This is a genomic window from Paenibacillus sp. MAHUQ-45, assembly GCF_058133325.1.
Genome location: NZ_JBYUPV010000001.1, coordinates 584,765 through 609,430 on the forward strand (window position 1 = coordinate 584,765; position 24,666 = coordinate 609,430).

General features: G+C 48.4%; 26 protein-coding genes and 1 pseudogene. 19 read left to right on the forward strand and 8 right to left on the reverse strand.

Features of this window, described 5'->3' with window-relative positions:
* The first annotated feature begins 39 nt into the window (after window positions 1-39).
* Window positions 40-1,485, forward strand: coding sequence for an aldehyde dehydrogenase (gene aldA / locus AC3Y23_RS02605; protein WP_379195295.1), 1,446 nt, complete (start codon window positions 40-42; stop codon window positions 1,483-1,485).
* A gap of 223 nt (window positions 1,486-1,708) precedes the next feature.
* Here aldA and AC3Y23_RS02610 read toward each other — a convergent pair whose 3' ends face one another.
* Entirely contained in the window at window positions 1,709-1,927 is a 219-nt protein-coding gene (locus AC3Y23_RS02610) for a hypothetical protein (RefSeq protein WP_175372965.1), read from the reverse strand.
* A 297-nt stretch (window positions 1,928-2,224) separates the two neighbouring features.
* Here AC3Y23_RS02610 and AC3Y23_RS02615 point away from each other — a divergent pair, with 297 nt between their 5' ends.
* The gene (locus AC3Y23_RS02615) at window positions 2,225-2,755 is read left to right on the forward strand and encodes a GNAT family N-acetyltransferase (protein WP_379195298.1); all 531 of its coding nucleotides are present in this window, start codon (window positions 2,225-2,227) and stop codon (window positions 2,753-2,755) included.
* 104 nt (window positions 2,756-2,859) lie between these two features.
* Here AC3Y23_RS02615 and AC3Y23_RS02620 read toward each other — a convergent pair whose 3' ends face one another.
* A complete protein-coding gene (locus AC3Y23_RS02620) occupies window positions 2,860-4,473 on the reverse strand; it encodes a DUF4179 domain-containing protein (RefSeq protein ID WP_379195300.1) in 1,614 nt (537 codons plus the stop codon).
* Window positions 4,448-4,975 (reverse strand): RNA polymerase sigma factor, encoded by a 528-nt coding sequence (locus AC3Y23_RS02625; protein WP_379195302.1) that lies wholly within the window; start codon window positions 4,973-4,975, stop codon window positions 4,448-4,450. Before AC3Y23_RS02625 ends, AC3Y23_RS02620 begins: the two co-directional genes overlap by 26 nt.
* A gap of 332 nt (window positions 4,976-5,307) precedes the next feature.
* Between AC3Y23_RS02625 and AC3Y23_RS02630 the strand changes: the two genes are divergently transcribed.
* The 12 genes from AC3Y23_RS02630 (at window position 5,308) to AC3Y23_RS02685 (ending at window position 16,513) form a co-directional block, all read left to right on the forward strand.
* Window positions 5,308-6,435: a DNA alkylation repair protein gene (locus AC3Y23_RS02630; protein WP_379195304.1), complete on the forward strand. Its 1,128-nt coding sequence runs from the start codon at window positions 5,308-5,310 to the stop codon at window positions 6,433-6,435.
* Entirely contained in the window at window positions 6,436-6,723 is a 288-nt protein-coding gene (locus AC3Y23_RS02635; protein WP_379195306.1) for a Dabb family protein, read from the forward strand.
* Window positions 6,724-6,892: 169 nt separating this feature from the next.
* Window positions 6,893-7,015 carry a hypothetical protein gene (locus AC3Y23_RS02640; protein WP_379195308.1) on the forward strand — a complete coding sequence of 41 codons (123 nt, stop codon included), beginning with the start codon at window positions 6,893-6,895 and terminating at the stop codon, window positions 7,013-7,015.
* Window positions 7,016-7,303: 288 nt separating this feature from the next.
* Complete coding sequence (gene nikB, locus AC3Y23_RS02645; RefSeq protein ID WP_379195310.1) at window positions 7,304-8,242, forward strand: nickel ABC transporter permease; 939 nt, start codon at window positions 7,304-7,306, stop codon at window positions 8,240-8,242.
* 24 nt (window positions 8,243-8,266) lie between these two features.
* Window positions 8,267-9,088, forward strand: a complete 822-nt coding sequence (nikC, locus tag AC3Y23_RS02650) for a nickel transporter permease (protein WP_379195312.1) — start codon at window positions 8,267-8,269, stop codon at window positions 9,086-9,088.
* Between the two features lie 26 nt (window positions 9,089-9,114).
* Complete coding sequence (locus AC3Y23_RS02655; protein WP_379195314.1) at window positions 9,115-9,903, forward strand: ABC transporter ATP-binding protein; 789 nt, start codon at window positions 9,115-9,117, stop codon at window positions 9,901-9,903.
* Window positions 9,904-10,129: 226 nt separating this feature from the next.
* Window positions 10,130-10,999: an ATP-binding cassette domain-containing protein gene (locus AC3Y23_RS02660; protein ID WP_379195316.1), complete on the forward strand. Its 870-nt coding sequence runs from the start codon at window positions 10,130-10,132 to the stop codon at window positions 10,997-10,999.
* Window positions 10,996-12,690, forward strand: coding sequence for a nickel ABC transporter substrate-binding protein (locus tag AC3Y23_RS02665; RefSeq protein ID WP_379195318.1), 1,695 nt, complete (start codon window positions 10,996-10,998; stop codon window positions 12,688-12,690). The genes AC3Y23_RS02660 and AC3Y23_RS02665 overlap by 4 nt, the downstream gene beginning before the upstream one ends.
* 3 nt (window positions 12,691-12,693) lie before the next feature.
* A complete protein-coding gene (locus AC3Y23_RS02670) occupies window positions 12,694-13,446 on the forward strand; it encodes a class I SAM-dependent methyltransferase (RefSeq protein WP_379195320.1) in 753 nt (250 codons plus the stop codon).
* A gap of 6 nt (window positions 13,447-13,452) precedes the next feature.
* Window positions 13,453-14,202 (forward strand): class I SAM-dependent methyltransferase, encoded by a 750-nt coding sequence (locus AC3Y23_RS02675; protein WP_379195322.1) that lies wholly within the window; start codon window positions 13,453-13,455, stop codon window positions 14,200-14,202.
* A gap of 54 nt (window positions 14,203-14,256) precedes the next feature.
* A complete protein-coding gene (locus tag AC3Y23_RS02680) occupies window positions 14,257-15,063 on the forward strand; it encodes an AAA family ATPase (protein ID WP_379195324.1) in 807 nt (268 codons plus the stop codon).
* A 193-nt stretch (window positions 15,064-15,256) separates the two neighbouring features.
* Window positions 15,257-16,513: an outer membrane protein assembly factor BamB family protein gene (locus AC3Y23_RS02685; protein ID WP_379195326.1), complete on the forward strand. Its 1,257-nt coding sequence runs from the start codon at window positions 15,257-15,259 to the stop codon at window positions 16,511-16,513.
* A 128-nt stretch (window positions 16,514-16,641) separates the two neighbouring features.
* On the opposite strand, the pseudogene AC3Y23_RS02690 reads toward AC3Y23_RS02685, so the two are convergent.
* Window positions 16,642-17,400: pseudogene (locus tag AC3Y23_RS02690) on the reverse strand (creatininase family protein).
* Between the two features lie 167 nt (window positions 17,401-17,567).
* Between AC3Y23_RS02690 and AC3Y23_RS02695 the strand changes: the two are divergent.
* The 4 genes from AC3Y23_RS02695 to AC3Y23_RS02710 all read left to right on the forward strand — a co-directional run bounded on the left by AC3Y23_RS02695 (window position 17,568) and on the right by AC3Y23_RS02710 (window position 20,179).
* Window positions 17,568-18,143 carry a TetR/AcrR family transcriptional regulator gene (locus AC3Y23_RS02695; protein ID WP_379195328.1) on the forward strand — a complete coding sequence of 192 codons (576 nt, stop codon included), beginning with the start codon at window positions 17,568-17,570 and terminating at the stop codon, window positions 18,141-18,143.
* Window positions 18,144-18,300: 157 nt separating this feature from the next.
* Window positions 18,301-18,960, forward strand: coding sequence for a ribonuclease H (gene rnhA / locus AC3Y23_RS02700; RefSeq protein ID WP_379195330.1), 660 nt, complete (start codon window positions 18,301-18,303; stop codon window positions 18,958-18,960).
* 115 nt (window positions 18,961-19,075) lie between these two features.
* A complete protein-coding gene (gene ung, locus AC3Y23_RS02705) occupies window positions 19,076-19,744 on the forward strand; it encodes a uracil-DNA glycosylase (protein WP_379195332.1) in 669 nt (222 codons plus the stop codon).
* Between the two features lie 30 nt (window positions 19,745-19,774).
* Window positions 19,775-20,179 carry a hypothetical protein gene (locus tag AC3Y23_RS02710; protein WP_379195334.1) on the forward strand — a complete coding sequence of 135 codons (405 nt, stop codon included), beginning with the start codon at window positions 19,775-19,777 and terminating at the stop codon, window positions 20,177-20,179.
* 106 nt (window positions 20,180-20,285) lie between these two features.
* Here AC3Y23_RS02710 and AC3Y23_RS02715 read toward each other — a convergent pair whose 3' ends face one another.
* Window positions 20,286-21,401, reverse strand: coding sequence for an AI-2E family transporter (locus tag AC3Y23_RS02715; RefSeq protein ID WP_379195336.1), 1,116 nt, complete (start codon window positions 21,399-21,401; stop codon window positions 20,286-20,288).
* A gap of 295 nt (window positions 21,402-21,696) precedes the next feature.
* Between AC3Y23_RS02715 and AC3Y23_RS02720 the strand changes: the two genes are divergently transcribed.
* The gene (locus tag AC3Y23_RS02720) at window positions 21,697-22,107 is read left to right on the forward strand and encodes a hypothetical protein (RefSeq protein ID WP_379195338.1); all 411 of its coding nucleotides are present in this window, start codon (window positions 21,697-21,699) and stop codon (window positions 22,105-22,107) included.
* Between the two features lie 416 nt (window positions 22,108-22,523).
* Here the strand turns inward: AC3Y23_RS02720 and AC3Y23_RS02725 are convergent, their stop codons facing one another.
* The 3 genes from AC3Y23_RS02725 to trhO form a co-directional block, all read right to left on the reverse strand.
* A complete protein-coding gene (locus AC3Y23_RS02725; RefSeq protein WP_379195340.1) occupies window positions 22,524-22,787 on the reverse strand; it encodes a hypothetical protein in 264 nt (87 codons plus the stop codon).
* A 198-nt stretch (window positions 22,788-22,985) separates the two neighbouring features.
* The gene (locus AC3Y23_RS02730) at window positions 22,986-23,702 is read right to left on the reverse strand and encodes a helix-turn-helix transcriptional regulator (protein WP_379195342.1); all 717 of its coding nucleotides are present in this window, start codon (window positions 23,700-23,702) and stop codon (window positions 22,986-22,988) included.
* Complete coding sequence (trhO, locus tag AC3Y23_RS02735) at window positions 23,660-24,556, reverse strand: oxygen-dependent tRNA uridine(34) hydroxylase TrhO (RefSeq protein ID WP_379195344.1); 897 nt, start codon at window positions 24,554-24,556, stop codon at window positions 23,660-23,662. The genes AC3Y23_RS02730 and trhO overlap by 43 nt, the downstream gene beginning before the upstream one ends.
* Between the last annotated feature and the right edge of the window lie 110 nt (window positions 24,557-24,666).

The window sequence follows — 24,666 nt, forward strand, 5'->3', positions numbered from 1 at the left end:
TGAGGAGAAATGGATAATCAACCTTGAGGGGGAGAGGCAGTGGAAAAGCATTTAATGTATATCGACGGCCAGTTTACAGAATCAGAAGGCAAAGAGTGGATGAATGTAACCAACCCATCAACAGATGAAGTGATTTCACAGGTTCCCAAAGCTACAAGGAATGATGTGTTACGTGCTATTAACGCAGCGGAAGCAGCCCAGTCAGCCTGGGAAGAAACACCTGCGGTTGAAAGAGGAAAGTACCTTCATGCCATTGCCGACGGAATTCGGGCTGAGGTTGATATTCTTGCTAGGCTGATCTCCGAAGAAGTAGGTAAGACCTTGGAATTATCCACAGTAGAGGTTAACTTTACAGCAGATTATATGGATTATATGGCAGAATGGGCACGACGCTATGAAGGGGAAATCGTTCAGAGTGATCGTGATAATGAGAATATCTTTGTATTTAAACGAGCAATCGGGGTGACAACAGGCATTCTGCCATGGAACTTCCCGTTCTTTCTGATCGCTAGAAAAATGGCTCCGGCGTTGATCACCGGAAATACGATTGTAGTCAAGCCTAGCGCCGAATCTCCTAACAATGCGGTGGCTTTTGCCAAAATTGTTGACAACGTGGGTCTCCCTAAAGGAGTATTCAACCTTGTGACTGGTAAAGGCGGAGAGGTTGGCAATGAATTGGCCAGCAACCCTAAGGTTGGCATGGTCAGTCTAACCGGCAGTGTGCCGGCAGGTCAAAAGGTGATGGAGGCGGCAGCTGAAAATATTATCAAGGTCAGTCTTGAGCTTGGCGGCAAGGCCCCTGCTATTGTTATGGATGACGCCGATCTGGACTTGGCCGTCAAAGCGATTGTGGATTCCCGGGTGATTAATACAGGGCAGGTCTGTAACTGTGCGGAGCGGGTCTATGTCCATGAGAAGATCAAGGATGAATTCACCACCCGTCTGGTTGAGGCAATGGGAGCGGTGAAGTATGGTGATCCGTTGAAAGATAAGGATATTCATATGGGGCCGTTGATTAACAAGGCGGCTCAGGAATCCGTGCAGCAAAAGGTTGACCGTGCAGTACAAGAAGGCGCCAAGATCGCTTTCGGTGGTAAAAAGGTCGAGGGAACCGGCAGCTTTTTTGAGCCAACGGTCATTACCGATGCTACGAATGAGATGGAAATCGTGCAGGAGGAGATTTTCGGACCGGTCATTCCTATCATTTCTTTTGCTAACTTAGATGAAGCCATTGCACTTGCCAATGACAGTGAGTTTGGATTGACCTCATCTCTATATACTCAAAATTTAAACGTTGCGATGAAAGTGATCAAGCGTCTCAAATACGGTGAAACTTATATTAACCGGGAGAACTTTGAAGCGATGCAAGGCTTCCATGCGGGCTGGCGGAAATCCGGCATCGGTGGAGCGGATGGCAAACACGGCTTGAACGAATATTTGCAGACGCAAGTAGTGTATCTGCAGTACGATAAATCGATCAATTAAAAATATTTTATGCAAGTAACCGATACGGTCCGCAAAGGCCGTATTTCGGATGAATAGATCAGCCAGACGCTTCTGGCTGGTCTTTCTTTGTATACAACGAGAACAACGGGTATCTTGCTATAGTAGAAAGTGCCCGTTGTTTATTGTACGGCAAAGAGGCACGGGAACCGCACCTTGCTGTTAACAGGTATTCTTTTTAAAAAAAGAAAATATTAGGCCTTTGTTATCCTTTGTCCCGCTGGAACTTGGTTGTTTCCCGGTCATAATGTGAGATCGAACCATCGAACCCAACAAGGCGGACATAACCTTCGGAGAACTTGTCAATCCGGCCAAAGCCTACCCGGGCATACATTCCGTCAGGATCGAGCTGTAAGGCGGAGACAAAGGTCTGGGACAGGGCGGCTACGAAAAAATCAATATTTTTAACCAAAGTGTGTGGCATAACGTTCTTCCTCCGTTGAAATGGTAATTCGGCTAAACCGTGTGGTGTTGCTCGTTCTAATATAATAGCATGAGTAGCGCCACTTTTGTGATATGGTAGGATATATTGGAAGCCAAATGTCAGCAAGAGATGAGGAATGTGAAATGAACGATCAACTGGAGCGCGTGAAAGCGTTGTTCATGGAATACTGTGGCAGCTTGCCTGATATGCACCGGGGCGGCTGAACCAAAGGGCCAAGCAGAATCTGGATTCAATCGAAGAGATTATGAATTAAATGATACTGACGGGAGGGTATGAATGATGCAGATTAAAACGGAGACTGTACAGGATTATCGCCAGGTATACGATTTGAATGTTGTTGCATTCGAGAACAGGGAAGACGAAGCCAGGCTGGTGGAACGGATCAGGAGCTCGGAGGGTAGTATCCCGGAGCTGTCCATTGTGGCGATTCAGGATGAGGGGGAGAGTGCAAATGTTATCGGTCATGTGCTGTTCAGCAAAGCTAGTGTGATCGATAGGGACATAGAGCATCCTGTCATTGTGCTGGCCCCGGTGGCGGTTCATCCCGATTCACAGCGGCAAGGAGTAGGTCAGGCGCTGATTAGGGAAGGCCTCCGCAGATGCCAGGCACTGGATTACGGATTGGTGCTGCTGATCGGACACCCGAGCTATTACCCCAAACTGGGCTTCAAGCCGGCCAGACCTTATGGATTGGAACTGAAGCAATTCGAAGTACCTGATGATGTGTTCATGGTTCATGAGTGCATAGAGGGCCGATTGGCTGCCGTGAAGGGCGAGCTGAGGTATCCGGCTGTTTTTCTGGAATAGGTTACCCGTAGCTATAGTATTTTCAACGAATATCCAATCGAAAAACCCGCCCTCAGAACTGGCTAAAGGGGCGGGTAAACATGATTAAAGACGAGCTCCATGTGTTAGAGTTTAATTTCTACGTCCCGGCTTGGATCGCTGTATTTATAGATACCAGGGTTCAGTTCAATTTTTCTGTCAAAAGGGATATCTGTGTAGCTATCAATATTAGTTCCTGTAGATATCATTCCCTTAGGTGTAATTTCAGGCACCACTTCTTTGCCATTAATACGTAACGTAGTTTGATTAACGCCCTTGAAGCCAGGAGACTTGGAACTTGATTCGACAATCAATTTTCCGCCTTCAGTATAGTACGCGAATTGAATTTCAAAACCGTCTACATCAAGTTTGGTGAACTGCTTTTCCTTCGCAGGTTTATTAAGGGTAATCCAATTTTTAGAGGGATCACGTTTCTCAATCACGGCATCTTTTAATAAAAGTTTCATCGGAACATCTGACCAGTTCTTATACCACTCTGGAGATTCAAATTGAAATAAATGCTGATAGCTCTCGGGATTGTCGCCTCTCAAATTCCACCCCCCGGTGATTGTAGTATCACCTATAACTAACTGCGCAGTTTTATAGTGGACAATTCCTTTTGGTAGCGACTCCTCTTCATCTATAAGAATTTGGATCTCTAGCGGAGTAACCACCAACTGATCTAAAGTTACCCCTGTTTTTTCTTGAAATTCAGGACTGGTATGCAGTGCCTTAGTGTAAATAGATTCACTTGCTTTTTTCCCGTCGGCTTGAAAATCGAACGCCCAAGTACCCGAAATCCGCCTAGCTTCTTCAATATAGCTTAAATGCAGACCAGCATCCTTCCAGTCCGGTTCGGTCATATCAAATACCTGTTCAAGCAACAAGTCTGGACCTTCGCTAGGCATAAGGGTTGGAATGGCGTCTTTCTCTTGACCACCAATACTAATTACCAAATGGGGGTTACCCCGTCCCGAATCAGATGGTGATGCAGCGACTCTATAACGGATAATGGTTTGATTTGCAGCTTGTCGGACGGACACGATATGAATGGTGGGATACTGGGTAGCACCGGTAACAATCGTATCTCCAGCTTGCAGATTTGATTTTAAGGGAATATCTCGATTACGGTAAAAAATAAGATTCTGTGCTTCAAACTTGTAATCCTTTTTAGCATCCTTTAATGTATCAGGTGTTTCATAAATACCAATGAGTTTATGGCTATCAGAATCGTATTCTAGATAACCGCATACCTTTGCTTTGGCACCAGATTCACTAGTTATGGTATTTTTCTCTGTAGCAAATCCAATATAATGGCTTAGGTCCGTATTGGTATCCAGAGAGAGGAGCATCTTCATTTTTTCTCCGTCAGACACCACACCGTTCAAATTCATGGTAACTCCTGAGCTGGAAGCTTTCAGATCATACTGCTGGCCGATACCGTTATTCAATGCAGTGGTCACACCAAGGCCGCCAATTTTATTCCAATTTATCGTCACACCCGCGAATACAGGGATACCGACAAGCAAGAAACAGGAGAATGCGATACTGATGGGAACAAGCTTCATACGATTTCTAGGCGTATTTTGTGGCGGCTGCAGATTTACTTGGCGTTTGTGTGCTTCTTTTTCAATGGCTGTCCACATGGAATCATAATTCGGCTGAGGAACATGCTTATCCTTTTGAATATACTGACTCATTATTACTCATCTCCTTTAGTTGAGGTTTAGCCATACCATTAAGCAGTTTAAGCCCCTTGTTTAGTCTGGATTTGGCAGTACCCTCAGGGATGTTCATAACTTTAGAGATTTCAGGTACAGTCAATTCATTAATATAACGGAGGACTACTACCATTCTGATTTTGTCGGGGAGTTTACTATATAAGCCTTGTAGTTCTTCTTTAGTTTCACGTTGAGATAAGCTCTCTTCTACAGGGTTGGAATCTTGAGACCTGGAGAGCAAATAATTGCGTACCTCTTTCATGAATCCTGTTTTGCGCCTTTTAAGAATGCTGTTGCACTCATTCGAAGCAATGCGTAAGATCCACGATTTTAGATCCCTCACCTTTGACCGATCCGCCAAGATCACTTTGACAAATACTTCTTGGCATACATCCTCAGCATCTGCCTGATTTTTCATCAAATAGTAACAAAAATAATAGACTTGTTCTTTATAGAGTTCGAAAATTTCCCGGTCAGTCATTCTGCTGCACCCCCTTTTTATGTTGTTCTCATCAATAAGACAGATAATAGAATGCAATCGTTCATTTTATTTATAGGGTTGTCGAAACTATTTTATCGGATAGGCTCACAGAACTTGTAAGAGGAGTTGCATGGAGGCACTGCTTGTCATGCCTGAAAGATCCTCTTGGCGAAGTAGAAGTGATCCCGTTCGTTGCTATAGTGGTGCGGTGATTAACCTGACATAAGGCTGTCCAGTTACGTATGCTACAATGTCTCCAATGGGCATAATGGATGGACTAGACGTTCATGCCGGAGTGCGGACAAGTTATAAATTCTGTGGGGGGCAAAAGAATGGCCGAGCCTTTAAAAGCCATGTACAATAAGGAATTTCTAAGCAGCTTCGGCGAGAAAGTGCAGCGCGCCTATTCGTCGTTTGACACGGAGAGCTTCATCGCTGCGGCGATGGCGGAGCCGTGGGTGGAATTGGAGCTGAAGGCACGGATGAGGCGTATTACACAGTCGCTGGGAGAACATCTACCTTCGGGCTACGAAGATGCACTGCGGATTTTATATGAGATCGACAAGGAGTGTGTCGGGTTCCCGTACCTGATCTTTCCCGATTTTATCGAAGTGTATGGACAAGCCCCGGAGCATTGGGAGTTGTCCATGGCAGCGCTGGAGCGGTTCACGTCAAAATCATCGGCAGAGTTCGCCGTAAGGCCATTTCTGCTGCGCGAGCCGGAGCGGATGATGGCGCAAATGCTGATCTGGTCCAGGCATGAGAGCGAGCATGTTCGGCGGCTCGCCAGCGAGGGCTGTCGGCCACGTCTGCCATGGGGGCAGGCGCTTCCGATGTTCAAGCGCGATCCGGCACCTGTGCTGCCAGTGCTAGAGGAGCTGAAGGCTGATCCATCCCTTTATGTGCGCAAAAGCGTCGCTAACAATCTGAACGACATCGCCAAGGACCACCCGGCGCTGGTGCTGGAGATTGCTCAGCGCTGGAAGGGTCAGCATCCCGACACGGACTGGATCGTGAGGCATGCTTGCCGCTCGCTGATCCGCAAGGCTGATCCCGGGGTGATGGCCTTGTTCGGCTACGCCGAATCGGAGGATTCGGCGCCGCTTGTGATTGGCGCTTCCCTGACCGCTGCGCCAGAAGCGCTGGCGATTGGGGACAGCAGCGAGCTGAACTACGAGCTGCGGGTCCGTGAAGGAGATCCTGTACGTATTCGCATCGAATACGGGATCGACTTTGTAAAAGCGAGCGGGAAGACGTCCCGCAAGCTGTTCCTGCTGTCCGACAAGACTGTTCCTGGCGGGACAAGGCTGGCTGGTACGCGCACCCACCGCTGGGCTGACTTGACGACCCGCCGTCATTATCCGGGCGAGCATCTAATTACGCTCTTGGTGAATGGACGCGAAGCTGCCACCACCCAAATTAAGCTGGAATTACCCGAAAAAGTAGAAGGAGGAGTATAGATGATTACGAATAACATGATGATTAAGCTGAAAGACCGGAGTCCCGAGAATATTGCGAAGACAAGAGAGGTTCTCCTCAGCATGAGGGGGCAGATCGAGACTCTACGCGACGTGAAAGTGTACGTAAATATTCGTCACGAGCAGTCTTCTTATGATCTGATGTTTGTAACTCAGTACGATTCAATGGCTGGTTTAGATGCTTATTCGGTGCATCCCGTTCATGTAGAGGTAGTTAAGTATATCGGAAGTGTAATCGATACGGGCTCCTCTGTTTGTTATGAGTCCTGAATCAATTATTACTCCAACTATGGCTCAATGTCATGATCTGTGCCTGCCAAAGCAATTTCTCTAAAACAACCTGGCTAGCACAACGTCATCAAAACAACGTTATCCAAGCAACGTCGTTAATCCACCCTTCTGTCTGTTTAAAACAGCAAGGACAGGAGGGTGAAGCTCCATGCAGTGGGCTAACGGACCGTATAGCCGCTATTTGCGCATAATGCTACTTCTGGAGCATGAAGCGGACTCAGATGACGCTATTTTCATCCAAACCGTGGATTTTGACCAGCTGCCTTACTGATAAGGTCACTGGAGTCCTTTACCCTTCTGAACGGTTGGATCTATTGGCAATAGCGCCTCTGGAGTCCGTTGCTTTGTTGCTTGACGAAGCAACAAAGCAACGGACTGATTTTGAGGTAGGCCCTTAATTAAATAGCTCTGAAGTGAGAGGTTCCCCCGAATGCCGGTAATGGCTGGGGGAGCCTCTTTATTATGGTCACTCATATTTCGACAAAATATTTATATTTGAGACTATTAATTTTAAAAGATTGTGTTATAATCGTAAACATTACGATTAACGAAATGGGATGTGAGCACATTGATACGCTATCTGCTTCAGCGGCTTCTGCATATCCTTCCGGTGCTGCTCGGCATCTCTTGCATTACCTTTACTCTGATGCACTTGACGCCGGGCGATCCCGCAGAGATTATGCTGCGGGCAGACGGCATCAAGCCCACGAAAGAAGCGATCGAGATTACCCGTCATACACTGGGTCTCGACGGTCCGGTATACATACAGTATGGGCATTGGCTTAGCCGTGTGCTGCATCTGGATTTGGGCTCGTCCTATAGCAGTGGACGACCTGTCCTGACGGAGCTGCTGGGCCGCTTTCCGGCTACCGCGCTGTTGGCTTTATGCGGTCTCGCCGTCGCTTTACTACTGGCGCTGCCGTTAGGGATTCTCTCGGCACTCTATCCGAGCAGCTTGATCGACCGGTTGGGTCGAGTTTTCGCGCTGCTTAGCGTATCCATGCCGGGTTACTGGCTTAGCCTGCTGCTAATATACTATGGCGCGGTTAAGCTGAGACTTTTCCCGGTGCTGGGAATGGAAGGAGGCTCCAGTCTGGTTCTACCCTCGCTGGCACTGGGCTTTGGAATGGCTGGCATCTACATTCGGCTGATCCGCACCAGCATGCTGGAAGCGCTGGATCAGTTGTATATTAAAGCGGCTAGGGGCAGAGGTGTGCAGGAATGGTCCGTGATTGGCAGACATGCACTGCGCAATGCTCTACTGCCCAGTCTTACCCTGCTGGGTGTCCAGATTGGCGGATTGCTGGGTGGATCGGTGATTGTGGAGACCGTATTCGCCTGGCCGGGTATTGGCCGGTATGCCGTTGAGGCGATTTTTGCCAAGGATTATATCGTTATTCAAGGGTACGTATTATTAATGGCTGTTGTCGTGGTTCTGGTGAATCTGGTGGTGGATGTAAGCTGTCTGCTGCTAGACCCAAGGATCAGGCTGCGATAAAGCCGGTGAGAGGAGAAGTTGCAAATGATTCATCTGCACTTGCCTAGGGGAAGCCGTGCGGCCCTGGTCGGAGGCAGCATTGTATTGATATTTATAGTGATTGGAATCTTCGCTCCTTATCTGGCTCCAGCCGATCCACTGCAGATTCATATGGATCACAGACTGAGCCTGCCCTCCTGGCAGCATCCGCTCGGCACCGATCATCTGGGCCGGTGTGTCTTGTCCCGTCTGATCTATGGCACGCGTACTTCTCTATACTATGCCCTGCTTGTATTGGGTGTCGTATTTGCCATCAGTATTCCTGTCGGCCTGATCGTCGGTTATGTCGGAGGAAAGCTGGACCAGCTGATTATGCGGATTATTGATGTGCTGCTCGCTTTCCCCAGTCTTATTCTTGCACTAGCGGTGACAGGAATGTTGGGCCCGGGTCCCGTGAACTTACTGATTGCATTTGCAGCTGTCTGGTGGACAGGTTATGCGCGGATTATCCGGAGCATGGTGCTACAGATCAAGGAGCGCGATTTCATAATGGCCGCCAGAGCAGCAGGTTCATCGCATCTACAGATTATGGTGAGGCATATTCTGAGCAATGCTGCTCGCCCTATTCTTGTTCTGGCATCGATGGAGGTGGGCACGATTATTCTGTCGCTGGCCGGAATGTCCTTTCTCGGACTTGGCGCTCAGCCGCCAACACCGGAATGGGGCGTGATGCTGAATGACAGCCGAACCTATATTCAGACTGCGCCGCGGTTGATGCTCTTTCCCGGTCTCGTTATTTTGCTCGTCGTTCTAGGCTTTAATCTACTGGGCGAAGGGCTGCGCAAAACAAATGGTCGAATACATTAATAAATTCCGGGAGAGGGGGATGACAGGTGACAAAAGAGACGTCCCCCGTAATGCGAGTCACGGCGCTTACTACCCGGTTTTATACACCGGACAGGGTCGTTACCGCTGTTGATGGCGTCAGCCTGGAGGTGAAGCGGGGGCAGGTTGTTGCCCTGGTCGGTGAAAGCGGCAGTGGCAAAAGCGTCACGGCCATGTCGATTCTTGGTCTGGTCGACCCGCCGGGCGTGGTGGAGCAGGGCGAGATTTGGCTCGGCGGCGTCAATCTCCGGGAATGCACGCCGCGCAGGCTCCGCGCGCTCCGGGGCAGCGAGATGGGGGTCATCTTTCAGGACCCCATGAACGCCTTGAACCCGGTGCTGACCATTGGTGCGCAGATGATCGAGACGATCAGGCTGCACCGCCGGGTGTCCCGGGCCGAGGCGAAGGGCCTGGCCCGGGCTCAGCTAACCCGGGTCGGCCTGCGAGACCCGGATACGCTGATGACGCAATATGCGTTCCAGATCAGCGGTGGAATGTGCCAGCGGGTGATGATCGCGCTGGCGCTGGTGTCCCGGCCTCGTCTACTTATTGCCGACGAGCCAACGACGGCGCTTGATGTAAGAGTGCAGGCCGGAATCCTGAAGGAATTGGACCGGATCAGGGTGGAGGAGGATATTGGAATTCTCTTGATTACCCATGATTGGGGCGTTGTCGCCGAATTAGCAGATGAAGTGTATGTGATGAGGTCGGGGCAGATTGTGGAGTCCGGGAATGTATTTGATATTTTCGAGAATCCACAGCATCCCTACACCCGAGAGCTAATAAATAGCAGATAACAACGTTTAAAATGTTTTTTGAATTTATAGAGGAGAGACATGCAAGGCTTGGAGCGGTAGGAGAGTTAGGAGCGAAACGACGGGAAAGACCGGGAAAAAGATCGGTTGAATGCGAACGTCCGAAGGCTTTGAATGCTCGAATGCTCGAACGCTCCTCGCATTTATACACTATACGTGGTTCTGCGAATTGTAACTGAAACTGCGAGACAGAGGAGGACATTGCACAATGAAACTGCTAGAGGCTGTAGGACTTAGCAAAACCTACAGTAAAGAGCGGGGGTGGTTCACCACGCAGGCCCCTGCGATGCAGGCTGTACATAATGTATCGCTAAATCTGGCAGAAGGCGAAACCCTCGGGTTGGTTGGAGAGAGTGGCTCTGGCAAAAGCACGCTCGGCCGTCTGTTGCTCGGTCTGGACAAGCCCACCTCAGGCAAGGTGCTCTACCGGGGACAGGATATTACGGGTCTTAGCTTAAAGCAGATGCGGAGTGTCCGACACCGGATGCAGATGGTGTTCCAGAATAGTCTGTCCGCCTTCAACCCGCGGTTCACCGTGGAAGAGATTATTGGTGAGCCGCTGAGAAATTACAGAGAGGGAGTTGCTGAAGCACGTAGGGAGAAGGTGCTGGACAGCCTGGAACGGGTGAGCCTATCCAGCCAGTATATGCGAAGATATCCGCATGAACTGAGCGGCGGCCAGCAGCAGCGGGTTGGGATTGCCAGAGCCATTGTGCTCAAGCCGGAGCTGCTGATCTGTGATGAACCTTTTTCCAGTCTGGATGCGACCTTGCGGAGACAAATGCTGAATCTGTTGCTGGATCTGAAATCACAGCTGGACTTATCCTATGTGTTCATTACACACGACCTGTCACTGGTTGATCGTTTCTGTGACCATGTGGCGGTGATGAACCGTGGGCAGATTGTTGAGCAGCAGCGTAGAGACTTCATCCTGCAGAATGCTGTTCATCCCTATACACGCTCTCTGCTGGAGTCCGTTCCAATTCAGGATCCTAGGTTAAGACGAGGAGCTGTAGAGTCGAGGGAGCGGAGAATAAGTAGCCTTATTTTGAATAGAGAAGAGGAACAAATGATATGAGCAAGATGGCAAAGAGAAAAGATGCACGATGGAGCAAAGTATTTCTGGCCGCGGTGACGACGGCAGTTCTGGTTATAGCCGGCTGTAACAGCAACAACAGCATTGCCAACAAGGATAATAGCAGCAATGCTGCTAATGGAACAGCGGCGAATGAAGCAACACAACCTGTCAATCACACCGGTGATGACAACAAATCGATTACTGTGGCAATAGCCGCGGATGCTGGTATGGATCAGCTGGACGCCGGTGCCTATAAAGGTTCAATGAATGTACATGCCATGATTTATGATGGGCTGGTGGAATACGGAGAGAAAGGTGAGATTTTGCCGGCACTAGCGGAATCATGGGAGATTTCGGAGGATGGGAAGGTCTACACCTTCCATTTGCGTAAGGGCGTCAAGTTCTCGGATGGTACGGATTTGAATGCAGCGGCGGTCAAATTCTCCTTCGAGCGCTGGATCAAGGACCCTGCGAATTCCCTGAATATCGCAACGGCCATGAAGTCACTTGAAGCCGTGGATGACCTGACAATCAGAATGACTTTCAATAAAGCTTACTATCCGTTCCTGACGGAGCTGTCCTTTGCAAGACCCGTTCGAATCATCAGTCCTTCCGCAGTCGAGCCTGCCGGAGATCCGAGTGGCAAGTTTGTGAAGGCAATTGGAACCGGGGCATGGATGACGGAGAGTTATAAAACCGATCAAGAAGCGGTGCTCGTCAGAAACCCTTACTACTGGGGGGAGAAGTCGAAGCTGTCCAAGATTATTTTGAAGGTGATTCCTGATCCACAGTCCAGAGTGCTTGCGCTGCAGAACGGTAGCGTGGATCTCGCTGGCGGTCAGCTAGGTAAAATCCCGGTGGAGAGCCTGCCCGTCCTGCAAAACGATTCTACGCTGAGCGTACAAGAGGCGCCGGGTACGAACTCCCACTTCCTCGCCTTCAACGGCAACAATCCTGTCCTTCAGGATGTGAAAGTACGTCAAGCAATCAATTTGGCGATCAACAAGAAAAGTATCGTTCAGGATCTTATGGGTGGAATAGGTAAGGAAGCCAAAGGGTTGTTCCCGCAGACCGTTCCTTATGTGACAGAAGATAATAGCACCTGGTACGGCTTCGATCCGGAGCAGGCCAAGGCGCTGTTAGCTAAAGCGGGGTATAGCGACACTGACGGTGATGGAATTGTAGACAAAGCTGGAATTCCGATGACCCTGAATTTTGTGCTGCAGGAGTCCGAATTCCCAGAATGGAAATCCATCGGGGAGTTGATTCAGTCGGAGCTTAAGGACATCGGCATTGATGTGAAGCTTCATGTGCTGGAACCGAATGCCTATTACGATGCGCTGTGGAAAACAAAAGATTATGACCTGATCATCTACCGTACGTATGACGATGCGTACAATCCGCATGCCTTCCTTTTGTCGCTATTCCATAAGACAGGGGATGCTCCTGCTGTTGTCTGGTCCGATGCCGGGCTGGAAGCGCTGATTGACAAGGCCGTAGGTGCGACAGACTTGACGGAGCGGCAGTCCGCTTACGATGACATTTTCAATAAGTTGTACCAGGAGGCGATGTTCGCCGCGGTGTACTTCCCGGATGATATTTTTGTCGTCAATAACAGAGTGAAGAACTTCAAGCTGGGCTACACCACCTTTACTCCGGTCTTCTGGAATCTGCTGAACGTGGGTGAATAATCAATGCTTAAAGAGATTTCCAAGTACTGGACCGTCAGCTCCGAGGGGTATGACAAGGTCATCCGTGCCCAATTCCGTAGTCCCAAAGCGGTGACCATCTGGAAGGAACTTCTGATTGAAGGGTTGCAAGGCAGGCAGAAACAGCGGGTGCTTGATGTGGGTACAGGCCCCGGTTTCTTCTCCCTGCTGCTGTCGCAGATGGGGCATCAGCCGACCGCAGTGGATGCTTCGCCAGGGATGATTGAACGGGCTATGGCCAATTTTGACCGCTTCGGATACAAGGTGCCAGCCTTTGTCGGGGATGCAGCTAACCTGGAGCGGATCGCCGACAACAGTTTTGACGCGGTAGTCTGTCGGGATGTGGTGTGGACATTACCGGAGCCGCAGCAGGCGTATGCGGAATGGCATCGGATTCTGAAGCCGGGCGGAGTGCTGATTGTTTTTGACGGAAATTATTTGTATCAGGAGAAGCATTCTCTGTTCCATAAGCTGTGGTATGCCTTGTCCTGGACGTTGATTCTACTCACGGAAAAAAGAGTTCGACGTCGCAGTAGTGACGACACAGATTTGCTTCGTGAACTGCCGTTCGTCAATGTCCTCCGGCCTGAAGCGGATGAAGCGGCTCTTCGACTAGCTGGATTCAAGCGTATCGGCATTCGCCGCAACTTCATTCCCGCCCGGCGGCAGCCGCTGCATCATTTGAAATATGGAGTTCAGAACGTACAGCGTTTCATGATAACTGCCACAAAGGAGTAGAAGTCTATGAGTATACAGCAAGAAGTAAAGACCTATTGGGAAGGCGAGGCCGAGTTATATAGTGAAGGCATTCGTAAGGAATTGAATGGTTTTCAAAGACAGGCCTGGCTGGATCTTATTCTGGAGCATGCCCCGCGGAAAGAGACCCTGAAGGTGCTGGATATCGGCTGTGGTCCAGGCTTCTTCTCCGTGATCCTGTCGAGCGCGGGTCATCTTGTCACTGGGATAGACTGTACGGACAATATGCTGGAGGAGGCGCGCAGCCATTCCGATCGTGAAGGCGTTACGGTTACATTCCGGAAGATGGACTCACATGTATTGGATTTTGCAGATGACAGCTTCGATCTTCTGGTATGTCGGAACGTCACCTGGAGTCTGGCTGATCCTGAGGCGGCGTATAAGGAGTGGAAAAGAGTGCTGAAGCCGGGTGGGCGCCTGCTGGTCTTCGACGCTAACTGGAATCGTCATCTAGTGGATGACAAGATGAAGGAGAAGCGTGAAGCGGATCATCGAGACTATGAAGCGAAAGGCTGGGGCAGCCCATCACGTCACATAGACTGGGAGGAGTCCGACAGGCTCAGCAGACTTCTGCCGCTGACCTCGGAATGGCGACCAGCATGGGATGTGCTGACGCTGGAGAAGGAAGGCTTCGCCAAGGTGTACAGTAAGGAGAACCTGTCATCCAGGGTGATGGATGAGAAGGAACAGCTCCTGACCCGTTCCACCCCGGTTTTCATGGTGTGCGCGGAGAAATAATCTTGGTGGCAACAGACCTAACGAATTTATCAGTTAAAGGAGCATTCTTATATAATGAACAAAAGCAATTCTGCCGGACGGCTTCCGAGGGCCAAAGGAATAGACATGGCAACCTGCTACATGCCCAAGGAATGTGCTAGAAAAGTTCGGCACCTCGTCTTGCCTGAGGTGAACCAGAAGATTGTGGAGGAGTTTATTACGATCCTTGGCATGCGTGAGACTTTCGAGGAACACGGTGTTCCTATTCCGAACAAGATAGTAATGTACGGTCCCCCGGGTACCGGGAAGACGCTGACCGCCTTTCATCTTGCGAAAATGCTAGAGCTTCCGCTCATTCTGGTCCGGCTCGATGCGCTTATTCACAGCCATTTGGGTGAGACCGGCAGCAATATCCGCAAAATTTTTGAGTATGCCAAGTTGTCACCCTGCGTCCTCTTCCTTGATGAATTTGATGCCATTGCCCGGACCCGGGAGAGTGGGGATGAAGTTAAGGAGATGGCGCGGGCAGTAAATACGCTACTGCAATGTCTGGATGACTTTGGAGATAACAGTATCTTTGTAGCAGCCACCAATCTGGAAAAAGAGCTCGACCGCGCTATTTGGCGGCGCTTTGACACCAAAATGACTTATTCTCTCCCCGATAACGAGAGTAGAGAGCAGTATATCAAGCTGCTGATCGGTGAATTTGGACAGGAGGAGGGGTTGGCTGAGCTCGCTTGTCAGCGGTTGACTGGTTGCAGCTTTGCCGATATCGAGCAGATTATTCTGAAAGCCAAGCGTAAAGCGATTATCGCAGGCCTCCCGCTGTGCTGGCAGCATGTCTCGCGCTCTTATGACGAGTATAATCCGGCTGTCCATTAGCAACCTGCCATTACGATAGCGTTACCTGAAAGAAGCCTTTACAGTAGGGAAACCCCCTTCTGGAGAGGTTTCTTTCAATTGGGTTACATTTTATAGCTGAAAAAGAATACACTTTTGTGACCTTTTCCACACTCTTCCTATTATACAATGGTTAGATAGTAGTTTAGTATAAATGAACAAAGGTGGAATTGCAGTGAAGAAAACAACTCAATACAGTAAATTAGCCGCGGTGCTGTTGACCAGCGCACTCAGCCTGACCCTGACCGCGCAGGCCTTCGGCGCGCCGCTTCAAGCCGGACTGAAGCCAAGCTGGACTTCAGCGTCTCTATTCACGTCCTCGGTTCTGGTTCCGAAGGATGCCGAATCCGTAATTCATGACGTTAAGGCCATTCCTGCGAAGAAGCAGGTGTACGTACATATGGGACAGAATGTACCGAATACTACCAGCAAGACGAAGCAGCTCTGGTATGTGGATACGTTGAAAGCACTCGACGCTGATACCGGTAAGCAAAACTGGGAATATGTATTCCATGATTCCAAAGGACCTTATACAACTGCTGGCAGCTCGGTCTTTAACAGCAACGGAACGGCCTATGTCTATCAGGCCTTCTCGGACAAGACCTATCGGTTGTACTCGGTGAACAGCTCTGGCAAGCTGAATTGGGTGCAGTCTCTGACCGGACCATCCTCGATTTCTCTGCTGAAGGATGGCTCCATTCTGGTGGCATCTCCTGGTGCAGTGGACAGCAAAGGGATCATCAAGACCACGTTCACTCAATTTGACGGCAGTGGTAAAGTGGCCAAACGTCAGCAACTGCCAGGGAATTTGCTCACCGCCCAAGGCGACCGGATTATTATGTCCACCAGCCCACTTGTCAAGAACAGTGCTGGCATCTGGCTGGACAAGCTGAACCCGCGTCTGGAAGTTTATGATCTGTCTTTCAAGTCGCTGTATAGCTATCAGGTGCCAGCTGGCTCCAATATTTACGGAGACGGCAGTCCCGGACAGATGGTATTGAATGACGGTACGGTGATTCTACGGACTAACGTCAATGGAACAGGGAACAAGCTCGTGGCGTTCAATTCGCAGGGTAGCCTGCTGTGGGAGCGCAGCATCCCGGGCAGTGCGCTTACTCAATCGACAGGCAACGGTTATGTAGTATTTGCCGGCGGTACATTGACCCTGTATGATTTGGAGCGTAACACAGCCACTCGTACTTTTGACGAGGAAGAAAGCAAGTATACAGTAATTGCTCAAACAGGTGACGGTAAGCTAAGTCTGAACTTGAAAGACAATACGTATCTGCTGAATCCGGCTTCGCTGGATGTGATTCTCTCCTTCAACAATGACAACCTTAATCCGTTGATGACAACCTACGGGGACAATGCTGTATATGCCTCCTCAGCGGATGGTAAGCTGACCAAATTAGCTGTGAAAGCTGGGAAATAAGCTGGCAGCTGGCATGAGAAGGTGTAGCATAAGCTGAACATTCGGAGTGCAGTTTGCTTTTTAATACGGAATAAATCGCAGCTATTATATAGGAAAGAATAAAGAGGGGCAAAGAACCCCTCTTTTTGTTATGATGAAGACATTTTTCTATCGTAAGCCTCGTCAAGCACTTGTTTTAACCCTTCGGATCTCTTCTGAATAAACGTTTCCCAGAATGTCTGACCTCGCTGGCTCAATTCCTCATCCGTATAGCTTCCTTCTTCAAATTTGCCCCAACAGCCATCTTCCGTAAGTTTATCCCAACCCATGTAATCAGCATAAATACGATTCTCCTGAGGAACGTCTGAGCCCATAGAACTTTTTTTAACAAGATCAGGACAGAGCCACATCGCCGTGCATACAGACAATAGCCCACCATGCATCTCATTTAAGCCTTGAAATCCGGCCGTATGTATAGCTTCTTCCCAAGCGTTATGAGTATTATGATTTGGAGCAATTACAAGAATATGTGGGTATTTATAATTAATATGCTTGATAAAAGCCGCTTCCCAGTAGGCACCACCGTGCCCGGTACAAACCACAAATTTGCTGAAATTTTGTTTTGCCAAATTGACTATTATTTCTTCTATCATTGCTGTTAAGATATTTGGACTTACGGTCACTGTACCTTTATAGTTAGCATGTTCTTCGGAAGTGTTGAAGGGGAGTGTCGGTAACACGTATGCGTTTAATGCTTTACCGTATGCCTCGGCTTATAAATCTGCTATAAGCGTATCCAAATGCATTGGAAGAAAAGGACCGAACTGTTCGGTAGCTCCTATAGGTATAATTACGGTGTCAATCCCACTGCTGGCTATCTCAGCCGTTGTGTTTGTATAATTTAGCATATGTATCTCCTAATTCTATAGTTTGTAATCTTAAATATACCATAATATGGATTCTTGTGGGATAGCAGGTTATAAAAATTACCCACATACGGTGAGTACTAAGAAAGTGATGAATATTTACCGTTCGTTCTACAAATGCTAAAATAGTCTTGGAAAGGAGCATGATTATGGCTCGGAGCAAAGAGTTTGAGATTGACGATGTTCTCGAAAAAGCGATGAACCTCTTTTGGCAGCAAGGTTATGAGAAGACCTCCATGCAGGACCTTGTGACTGGGATGGGGATTCATAAGAGAAGTATGTATGATACTTTTGGAGACAAGCATTCCTTATATATGAAAGCCGTGGAACGGTATGAAAGAAACGTTGCCGAGCGAATGAAGGAGCAGGCTGGGGCACAGCCTACAGCGAAGAGGGCGATTCGTAGCTTGTTTGAGATGGTGATCCGGAACGACACAGGGAAGCCCAAAGGCTGCTTGATGGTTAATACGGCGGTGGAACTGTCGCTGCATGATCCCGAGGTTGATTCCCTTGTACAGGAGAGCTTTCTTACTTCTGAACGACTATTGGAAAAGTTGGTGTCAAACGGGCAGGAGAGCGGGGAAATCTCCCGGCGGCTGGAGGCCCCAGCCCTAGCAGCTTATCTGCATAATGCGCTGGTAGGACTGCGAGTGATGGTCAAAACGGAGCTGGACCTCTCTAGACTGGAGCAAATCGTGGATATTACGTTGACTGCTTTGGATTGAGCGAGCCTGCCTGTCACTTGAATTAGTATGGATGCACAGGAGAGTTATTATCCTGATCTTTGGCAAAAAAATGTATCCTGCAATTTAATGGCTTCAACAACGGAAGCGAATGAATTACAATAAGGCTTTGAGCAACGTTGAAAGGAGATTCACCCAAGTGGCTAAGCAGAAATTTTATGTAGTATGGGAAGGCAAGCAGCCTGGAGTCTATGGTACCTGGGCGGAATGCCAAGCCCAGACAGATCATTACACCGGAGCGAAATATAAATCTTATGAATCCAAAGCGGCTGCGGACGCCGCCTACAAGGCGGGCTGGAAAGGCAATTGGGGTACAGGTGCTACAGCAGGCGGAGCCAAGCCTAAAGCAAGTAATCCATTCAAACGCAGCGCCGCTGTGGAGACCTCGGAGGAGATCGACTACGATAGTATCTCGGTGGATGTCGGGACCAGAGGCAATCCCGGTCCAGTGGAATATAAGGGTGTCGATACGCAGACCGGCGATGTTATTTTCTCCTGTGGGCCGATTCGGAAGGGAACGAATAATCTTGGTGAATTTTTAGCGATTGTACATGCCCTTGCCTACTTGAAGAAGCAAGGTAGCAATCGAACGGTTTACAGTGATTCTGTTAATGCCATCAAATGGGTGAAGCAGAAGAAGGTAGCAACGACTCTGCCGCGCGATGCTTCAACGGAAGAAATCTGGCAACTGATTGATCGGGCAGTGCACTGGCTCCAGAGTAATACCTATGATAACAAGCTGCTGAAGTGGCAGACCCGCGAATGGGGCGAGATTAAGGCGGATTACGGTCGGAAGTAGCGGAGTAGGTCTACCTTAAATGATGATTCTTCTATCATCGGCTCGGCCACGGCTTTATAATAGGATTATAAAGAAGTTAGCAAAGTATCATTCATGGTAGCAGGAGGAACAACTCATGTTCGGCAACGATTGGGATAAAGTATTGCAAGAGGAAGTAGAAAAACCGTATTTTGATGAACTGCGTTATGCCTTGGCACGGGAGTATAAGACTCACACTGTCTATCCGCCCAAGGAGGACCTGTTCTCTGCACTGAAGCTTACACCTTATGAAGGGACTCGTGTAGTTATTCTTGGACAGGATCCTTATCATGGAGAGGGACAAGCCCATGGACTTAGCTTTTCGGTGATGCCTGGCGTACGGATTCCGCCTTCGCTGCGAAATATCTATGCTGAGCTCAATGAGGATTTTGGGATGCAAATTCCAAACCACGGTTACTTGAAGCATTGGGCGGAGGAAGGTGTGCTGATGCTGAATGCGGTATTGACTGTCCGTGAGAGTCAGCCCAATTCTCATAAAGGTCTGGGCTGGGAGCGTTTCACAGATGCTATTATGGCAAAGCTAAATGAGAGAACTGTACCGATGGTCTTTATTCTTTGGGGTAGTCATGCTCAGAAGAAAGGGGCCTTTATCGATAAGAACCGGCATTTGGTGATCCAGTCGCCGCATCCGAGTCCGCTTTCGGCGCATCGCGGGTTCCTGGGCAGCCGCCCGTTCACGCAGGCGAACCGGTACCTGGAATCCCACGGGTTGCAGGGGATTGATTGGACCATACCGAATCTGTAGGGATTCGGACACAGCGAAGGGGGTGGAGCCATGCGCCATTGGGTGGGCAGACCAGTCATAATGTATTGCGGTGAGAAGCCGTACACGATCATGAAGGGGATTCTCCGCAAATGGGACCTTTCCCTGCGGATTGCTGTAATCGGCCATCAGGAGATTACGGTGCCTTTTCAGGATATTGTATATATCAAAGCCTTGGCGCCCAAGGAGAGAGCGCTGCCCCCTGCCCTTCATGCCGTCGGATATGTCATGCGGGAACGACAACAGTTCGATAACGCGGTCTATTTCAAGTCGGCGGTGACCGTCTGGAAGGGCGATAAGCTGATTGCTCTCAATACCACCATAGTGTCACATACGAAAGGCTCTGTGATGCTGGAGGATGGCCAAAGTCTGATGAAGGGCAATCACATCTTTGTAGTGCGCTCCTTGCGGGGCTGAGACGAGGCTATCCTCAGGCTCAATATGTAACTATAGAATCGCTCCTGGCGGATAAGAGGACAGGTCCTTTAATCCAGCCGGGAGCGATTTTTTCATGGACAGCACCTTACATCTGTTCTTCTTTAATCTGTGGTTCCTTGGCAGAGTTAGAGTCGCCGGTTCGCTCCGCAATAATAATCCCGTATAGCCGCCGTACAATAATCTTGAGGATCATATACACCGGGAGTGCAATCAGCACACCGATGATCCCGTAAAAATCCCCGCCGATCAGCACCAGCAGCACTGTGGTTAGCGGATGCACATCCAGCGACTTCCCATACACAATTGGCGAGAGCAGGTTATCTTGAATCTGCTGGGCAATCACAATCACAACTGTGGCCCAGATCGCCATCGTAGGCGATTCGATAAAACCGACGATGATGACCGGCACAGCCGAGAGCAGAGACCCGACATAAGGGATGAAATTGAGCGGAATCGCAATAACAGCCAGCAGCAGTGAGTAAGGCAGGCCGATAATCAGAAATCCTATGTACAGCATGATCCCCAAAACGACGTTCAGCAGGACACGAGTTACGATGAAGCTGCTGAGGGCACTGTCGATCTCGCGTAGCATTTCTTGACCAGGCTTACGAAATCTTCGCGGAACTAGACGTAGTAGAATCGGCGCCAGCTTGTGTCCGTCTTTGAGCATATAGTAGAGAATAATGGGCAGCGTGGCAATGATAACGACAATATTGGAAATGACCCCGATGAGATTACTAACGGAATTCGATACCCAATTAATTGCATCGTTCAGATAAGCGGACAAACGTGCCGCCAGATCCGATTCTCCTGTGAAAAAGCGGGACCACATTGGATTCTGCCGCAAGTCGTTGAATTGATCCTGCAGGCCACTCACAAGCTGCGGTGTGTTGTCGATGAAGGTCTGAATCTGCTCCTGCAACGTAGGCCAGACGAGTACCGAGAAGAGCACGAACAGGCCAATAAAAACAAGATAAATCAGCAGGATAGAGATCATCCGGTTCAATTTTCGCCGCTCCAGAAGGTTCACCAGTGGCCGGAGCAAATAATACATAAAGCCTGACAGCATCATTGGCACCAATAGTAGTTTGAGAATCGCGAACAGTGGAGTGAACAGGAAGAAGACCTTGGAGCCCAAATACAAGATTAGCAAAAAAGCAATAATAGCCACGCTTGTCCGAAAATACTTGCTTTGCTGCATGGCAGCACCCCCCGATTACGTTCTATTCCTATACTTGACCCGATTCTATATTTATAAACAGAAATGGTAGGGGTAACGCATGGGGGATAATATAAATACCAGTTTGTAAAATGTAGAATAAAAGGTTCTGTGATAAATTCGTATACTTACAATTTTTGGTTGGGAATTATCAATTCTGTAAGTGACTGGACTGCACAAATAAAAATCGGAAACAAAGTGCTTGGGCAAGACGGTGAATTCTATAGAAATCCAAGCAATATTACCCACATTCCTGTTGATTTTGGGAGGTAAAAAAATGTTGTTGGATTATTATAAATCGTTACCTGATTACATTTCTACAATTCAACTAATAGAACTGTTTGAAGAATTTTTATTTTCAATTAGTTCACGAACTATTGATGTAGAAATTGCCTTAGAGTCATTGTTTGAATTATCGGACAGGCAATGGCATACGTATGAGTTATTGGACTCTGATGTGAAAAGTGAAATTGAAACATGGATAATTGGTATTTGTAATAAAGAATCAATAAATGAAATTGAGTTGATCGCATCAATTATCGGTAGACTAGGTTTAGTAAAAGTTTATAAGCATCTGGAAAATTTATTAAATAATGATAATGTGAAAAATGAAGTTAGAATCGTTATTCAAGAAACTGTTGCTGAACTAGATGGACATGTCGAAGACCCTTATTTTAGAATGAAGTAATATAGTGCAGAAACCTTGATTGGCAATATGCCTTTTCAAGGTTTTTTCTTTTGAGAGGGGCTACCCAGTGCCGAATGATCTCACCATTTAAGTAATAGCAAGTATACCCCATGTATATTTGTATAAATATATTCCCTCATTGCTTGTACACACATAACGGCTTGATTTTTATTACCTAAATACCGCTATTGCCCTGCACCCAACAGGTGCTAACGGCCAGACCATACTGAGCTGAAGCAGCGCGGGGATGCCGTGACGAAAGGAATCACGATTTATTTATAAGGGGAATTTGAGCTCACCATGTAGAGGGTGGATGTCATATACTATACATGCCGAAGAAGGACATTTAGTGTTGCTCTTGCACAAGGAGATAGCCTAATTTGTTGTTACTCCAGATAAAAGCAGAACGAGTCGTTTTATCTTCTTCTCCGAGGTTGATTTTTTTTTCTGGATAGGACTTTTTCATAAGATCTGATGATCGCAAGCGGGGTAACACCGGTCTGACCTCCGGTCTCCTTGGTGATCTCCTTGGCTTTGACAAGTGACAAAAAGGCGAAGAAGTCGCCCAAGGCAGTAAGTCCGGCCCCGATGATGGCATAATCTTCGGCGCTTAGCTCGTTAGCCTCTACACCTTCACCTCCGGAATTATTGGAGCTATTTCCATTACTATTCGTGGGCATTCTCGTTCACCCGCTTTCTCTAATGTACTATAAAATATGTCGTGAGGTGCGATAGGGAAATAGGCGATTTGGACGTAATTTTAAACAAGTGAAGGCATCCGGCGTATCCATCATAATTCAGATGAAGCCCCCAGAACGCCTCGTCTATAATAAAAGGTGGCGCACAGAGAATACCCTGTGCGCCACCTTTTATTTAACCTATGATTCTTGTACCCGTCGTTGAATCTTGTAGAGGCATTTGCGTCCGCCTTCAGCCAGACAATCCGGCCGGGATACCTCTGCTTCCAGCAATGATTCGAATAGCTGTAACTCGCATCGGCAGGCGTGATTGTATTGGTTGGCGATTTGGGAGATCGGACAGTTGTATTCTATTAACGTATACTCGTCCTCACTGGTTTGATCCCATTCCACCATGTATCCATTCTCATTTTGAAGGCTGGCGAGCAGCTCTACCTTCTCATGAAAGCTTTTATTCTGCATAGCACCGTTATATTTCTTGAACAATTTCTCTTTCCGGCGTTCAAACAGCCGTTCTACCATATCCTCACCGGTCTCCTGTACCAACTCATCGAGCAGATCCAGGGCTACGGCGTGATATTTATTGGGAAAAAGCACACTGGAGCGCTCTGTCAAATGATAGGTCGCTGTTGGCCTGCCCATGGGCTGCCGGATGGTCCGCGCTTCAATAAATCCATCGCGTTCCAGGACATCAATATGGCGACGCACCGCCATGGAAGTGATGTTAAGTCGATCAGTCAGCTCTTTGGCTGTCAGCTCATCATTGGTCTTTAGCAGATGCAATATCGTCTCACGAGTGGACAAATCCTCTTTGGGTTGCACGGTTAGCTCACCGCCCTTGTCTATACCTTTATTTAGCGCGCTGCACTCGTAACCGCGGCGCATTCGTCCGAGCAATGACCGCTGTGCTCTGCTTCACAGTCCTCACAGCAAATATGCTGGAGATGGCAGGCATCGTTGGCGCAGTTGATGAAACGGTCAGCCGGCTTGCCGCAGTGGTGGCAACGACCAACCACGATATCCTCGTCGGTATGATTGATCTGAACGGAGATCCGTTCATCGAACACATAGCATTTTCCATCGAACAGTCGGCCTTGTACCTCAGAGTCTTTACCATAGGTGACAATCCCGCCATCCAATTGATATACATTCTGGAAGCCTTCCTTCATCATGAAGCCGCTCAGCTTCTCGCAGCGAATCCCGCCTGTACAGTAAGTGAGGATGTGCTTATCCTTCATATCGCTCATATTCTCGCGAATCCAATCCGGGAATTCCTTGAAGCTGTCCACCTCTGGCCGGATCGCGCCGCGGAAATGACCGAGGTCGTATTCGTAACCAGTACGACCGTCCAGAACGATAACATCGTCGCGCTGTAGCATTTCGTGGAAGTCCTTTGGAGCCAGATGCTCGCCAGTGATTACGTTAGGGTCCAGTTCTTCCTCGACGCGGAAGGTTACAAGCTCTTTTTTATAACGCACGAAGATCTTCTTAAAGGCATGCTCATCAGCCTCATCAATCTTGAAGACGATGTCGCTGAACAGTGGGTTCGCGCGCAAATCCTTCATATATTGTTCGGTTTGGGCAATCGTACCGGATAATGTTCCGTTAATGCCCTCCTCAGAGATAAGAATCCGTCCTTTTACGTCCAGCTCTTTGCAGTATGCCAGATGTTCTTGTGCAAATTGTTCAGCGTCCGGCAATTTTACGAATTTATAGTAAAGCAGAATTGCATATTCCGATTGTGGCTTCATTTAGTTCACCTGTCTCATTAGAATTACACTTCACGTGCACGGTACTTTAACTACTAAGTAAATGTTTAACTATAAAAAGTATTGTAACATATTATCAAGGCTTGACAAGA

Excerpts from the sequence above, each read along its gene's own strand:
- AC3Y23_RS02610 (WP_175372965.1), bottom strand. The coding sequence starts at position 1,927 with ATGCCACACACTTTGGTTAAAAATATTGATTTTTTCGTAGCCGCCCTG.
- AC3Y23_RS02615 (WP_379195298.1), top strand. The coding sequence starts at position 2,225 with ATGATGCAGATTAAAACGGAGACTGTACAGGATTATCGCCAGGTATAC.
- AC3Y23_RS02620 (WP_379195300.1), bottom strand. The coding sequence starts at position 4,473 with ATGAGTCAGTATATTCAAAAGGATAAGCATGTTCCTCAGCCGAATTAT.
- AC3Y23_RS02625 (WP_379195302.1), bottom strand. The coding sequence starts at position 4,975 with ATGACTGACCGGGAAATTTTCGAACTCTATAAAGAACAAGTCTATTAT.
- AC3Y23_RS02630 (WP_379195304.1), top strand. The coding sequence starts at position 5,308 with ATGGCCGAGCCTTTAAAAGCCATGTACAATAAGGAATTTCTAAGCAGC.
- AC3Y23_RS02635 (WP_379195306.1), top strand. The coding sequence starts at position 6,436 with ATGATTACGAATAACATGATGATTAAGCTGAAAGACCGGAGTCCCGAG.
- AC3Y23_RS02640 (WP_379195308.1), top strand. The coding sequence starts at position 6,893 with ATGCAGTGGGCTAACGGACCGTATAGCCGCTATTTGCGCATAATGCTA.
- nikC (WP_379195312.1), top strand. The coding sequence starts at position 8,267 with ATGATTCATCTGCACTTGCCTAGGGGAAGCCGTGCGGCCCTGGTCGGA.
- AC3Y23_RS02660 (WP_379195316.1), top strand. The coding sequence starts at position 10,130 with ATGAAACTGCTAGAGGCTGTAGGACTTAGCAAAACCTACAGTAAAGAG.
- AC3Y23_RS02665 (WP_379195318.1), top strand. The coding sequence starts at position 10,996 with ATGAGCAAGATGGCAAAGAGAAAAGATGCACGATGGAGCAAAGTATTT.
- AC3Y23_RS02670 (WP_379195320.1), top strand. The coding sequence starts at position 12,694 with ATGCTTAAAGAGATTTCCAAGTACTGGACCGTCAGCTCCGAGGGGTAT.
- AC3Y23_RS02675 (WP_379195322.1), top strand. The coding sequence starts at position 13,453 with ATGAGTATACAGCAAGAAGTAAAGACCTATTGGGAAGGCGAGGCCGAG.
- AC3Y23_RS02680 (WP_379195324.1), top strand. The coding sequence starts at position 14,257 with ATGAACAAAAGCAATTCTGCCGGACGGCTTCCGAGGGCCAAAGGAATA.
- AC3Y23_RS02695 (WP_379195328.1), top strand. The coding sequence starts at position 17,568 with ATGGCTCGGAGCAAAGAGTTTGAGATTGACGATGTTCTCGAAAAAGCG.
- ung (WP_379195332.1), top strand. The coding sequence starts at position 19,076 with ATGTTCGGCAACGATTGGGATAAAGTATTGCAAGAGGAAGTAGAAAAA.
- AC3Y23_RS02710 (WP_379195334.1), top strand. The coding sequence starts at position 19,775 with ATGCGCCATTGGGTGGGCAGACCAGTCATAATGTATTGCGGTGAGAAG.
- AC3Y23_RS02715 (WP_379195336.1), bottom strand. The coding sequence starts at position 21,401 with ATGCAGCAAAGCAAGTATTTTCGGACAAGCGTGGCTATTATTGCTTTT.
- AC3Y23_RS02720 (WP_379195338.1), top strand. The coding sequence starts at position 21,697 with ATGTTGTTGGATTATTATAAATCGTTACCTGATTACATTTCTACAATT.
- AC3Y23_RS02725 (WP_379195340.1), bottom strand. The coding sequence starts at position 22,787 with ATGCCCACGAATAGTAATGGAAATAGCTCCAATAATTCCGGAGGTGAA.
- trhO (WP_379195344.1), bottom strand. The coding sequence starts at position 24,556 with ATGAAGCCACAATCGGAATATGCAATTCTGCTTTACTATAAATTCGTA.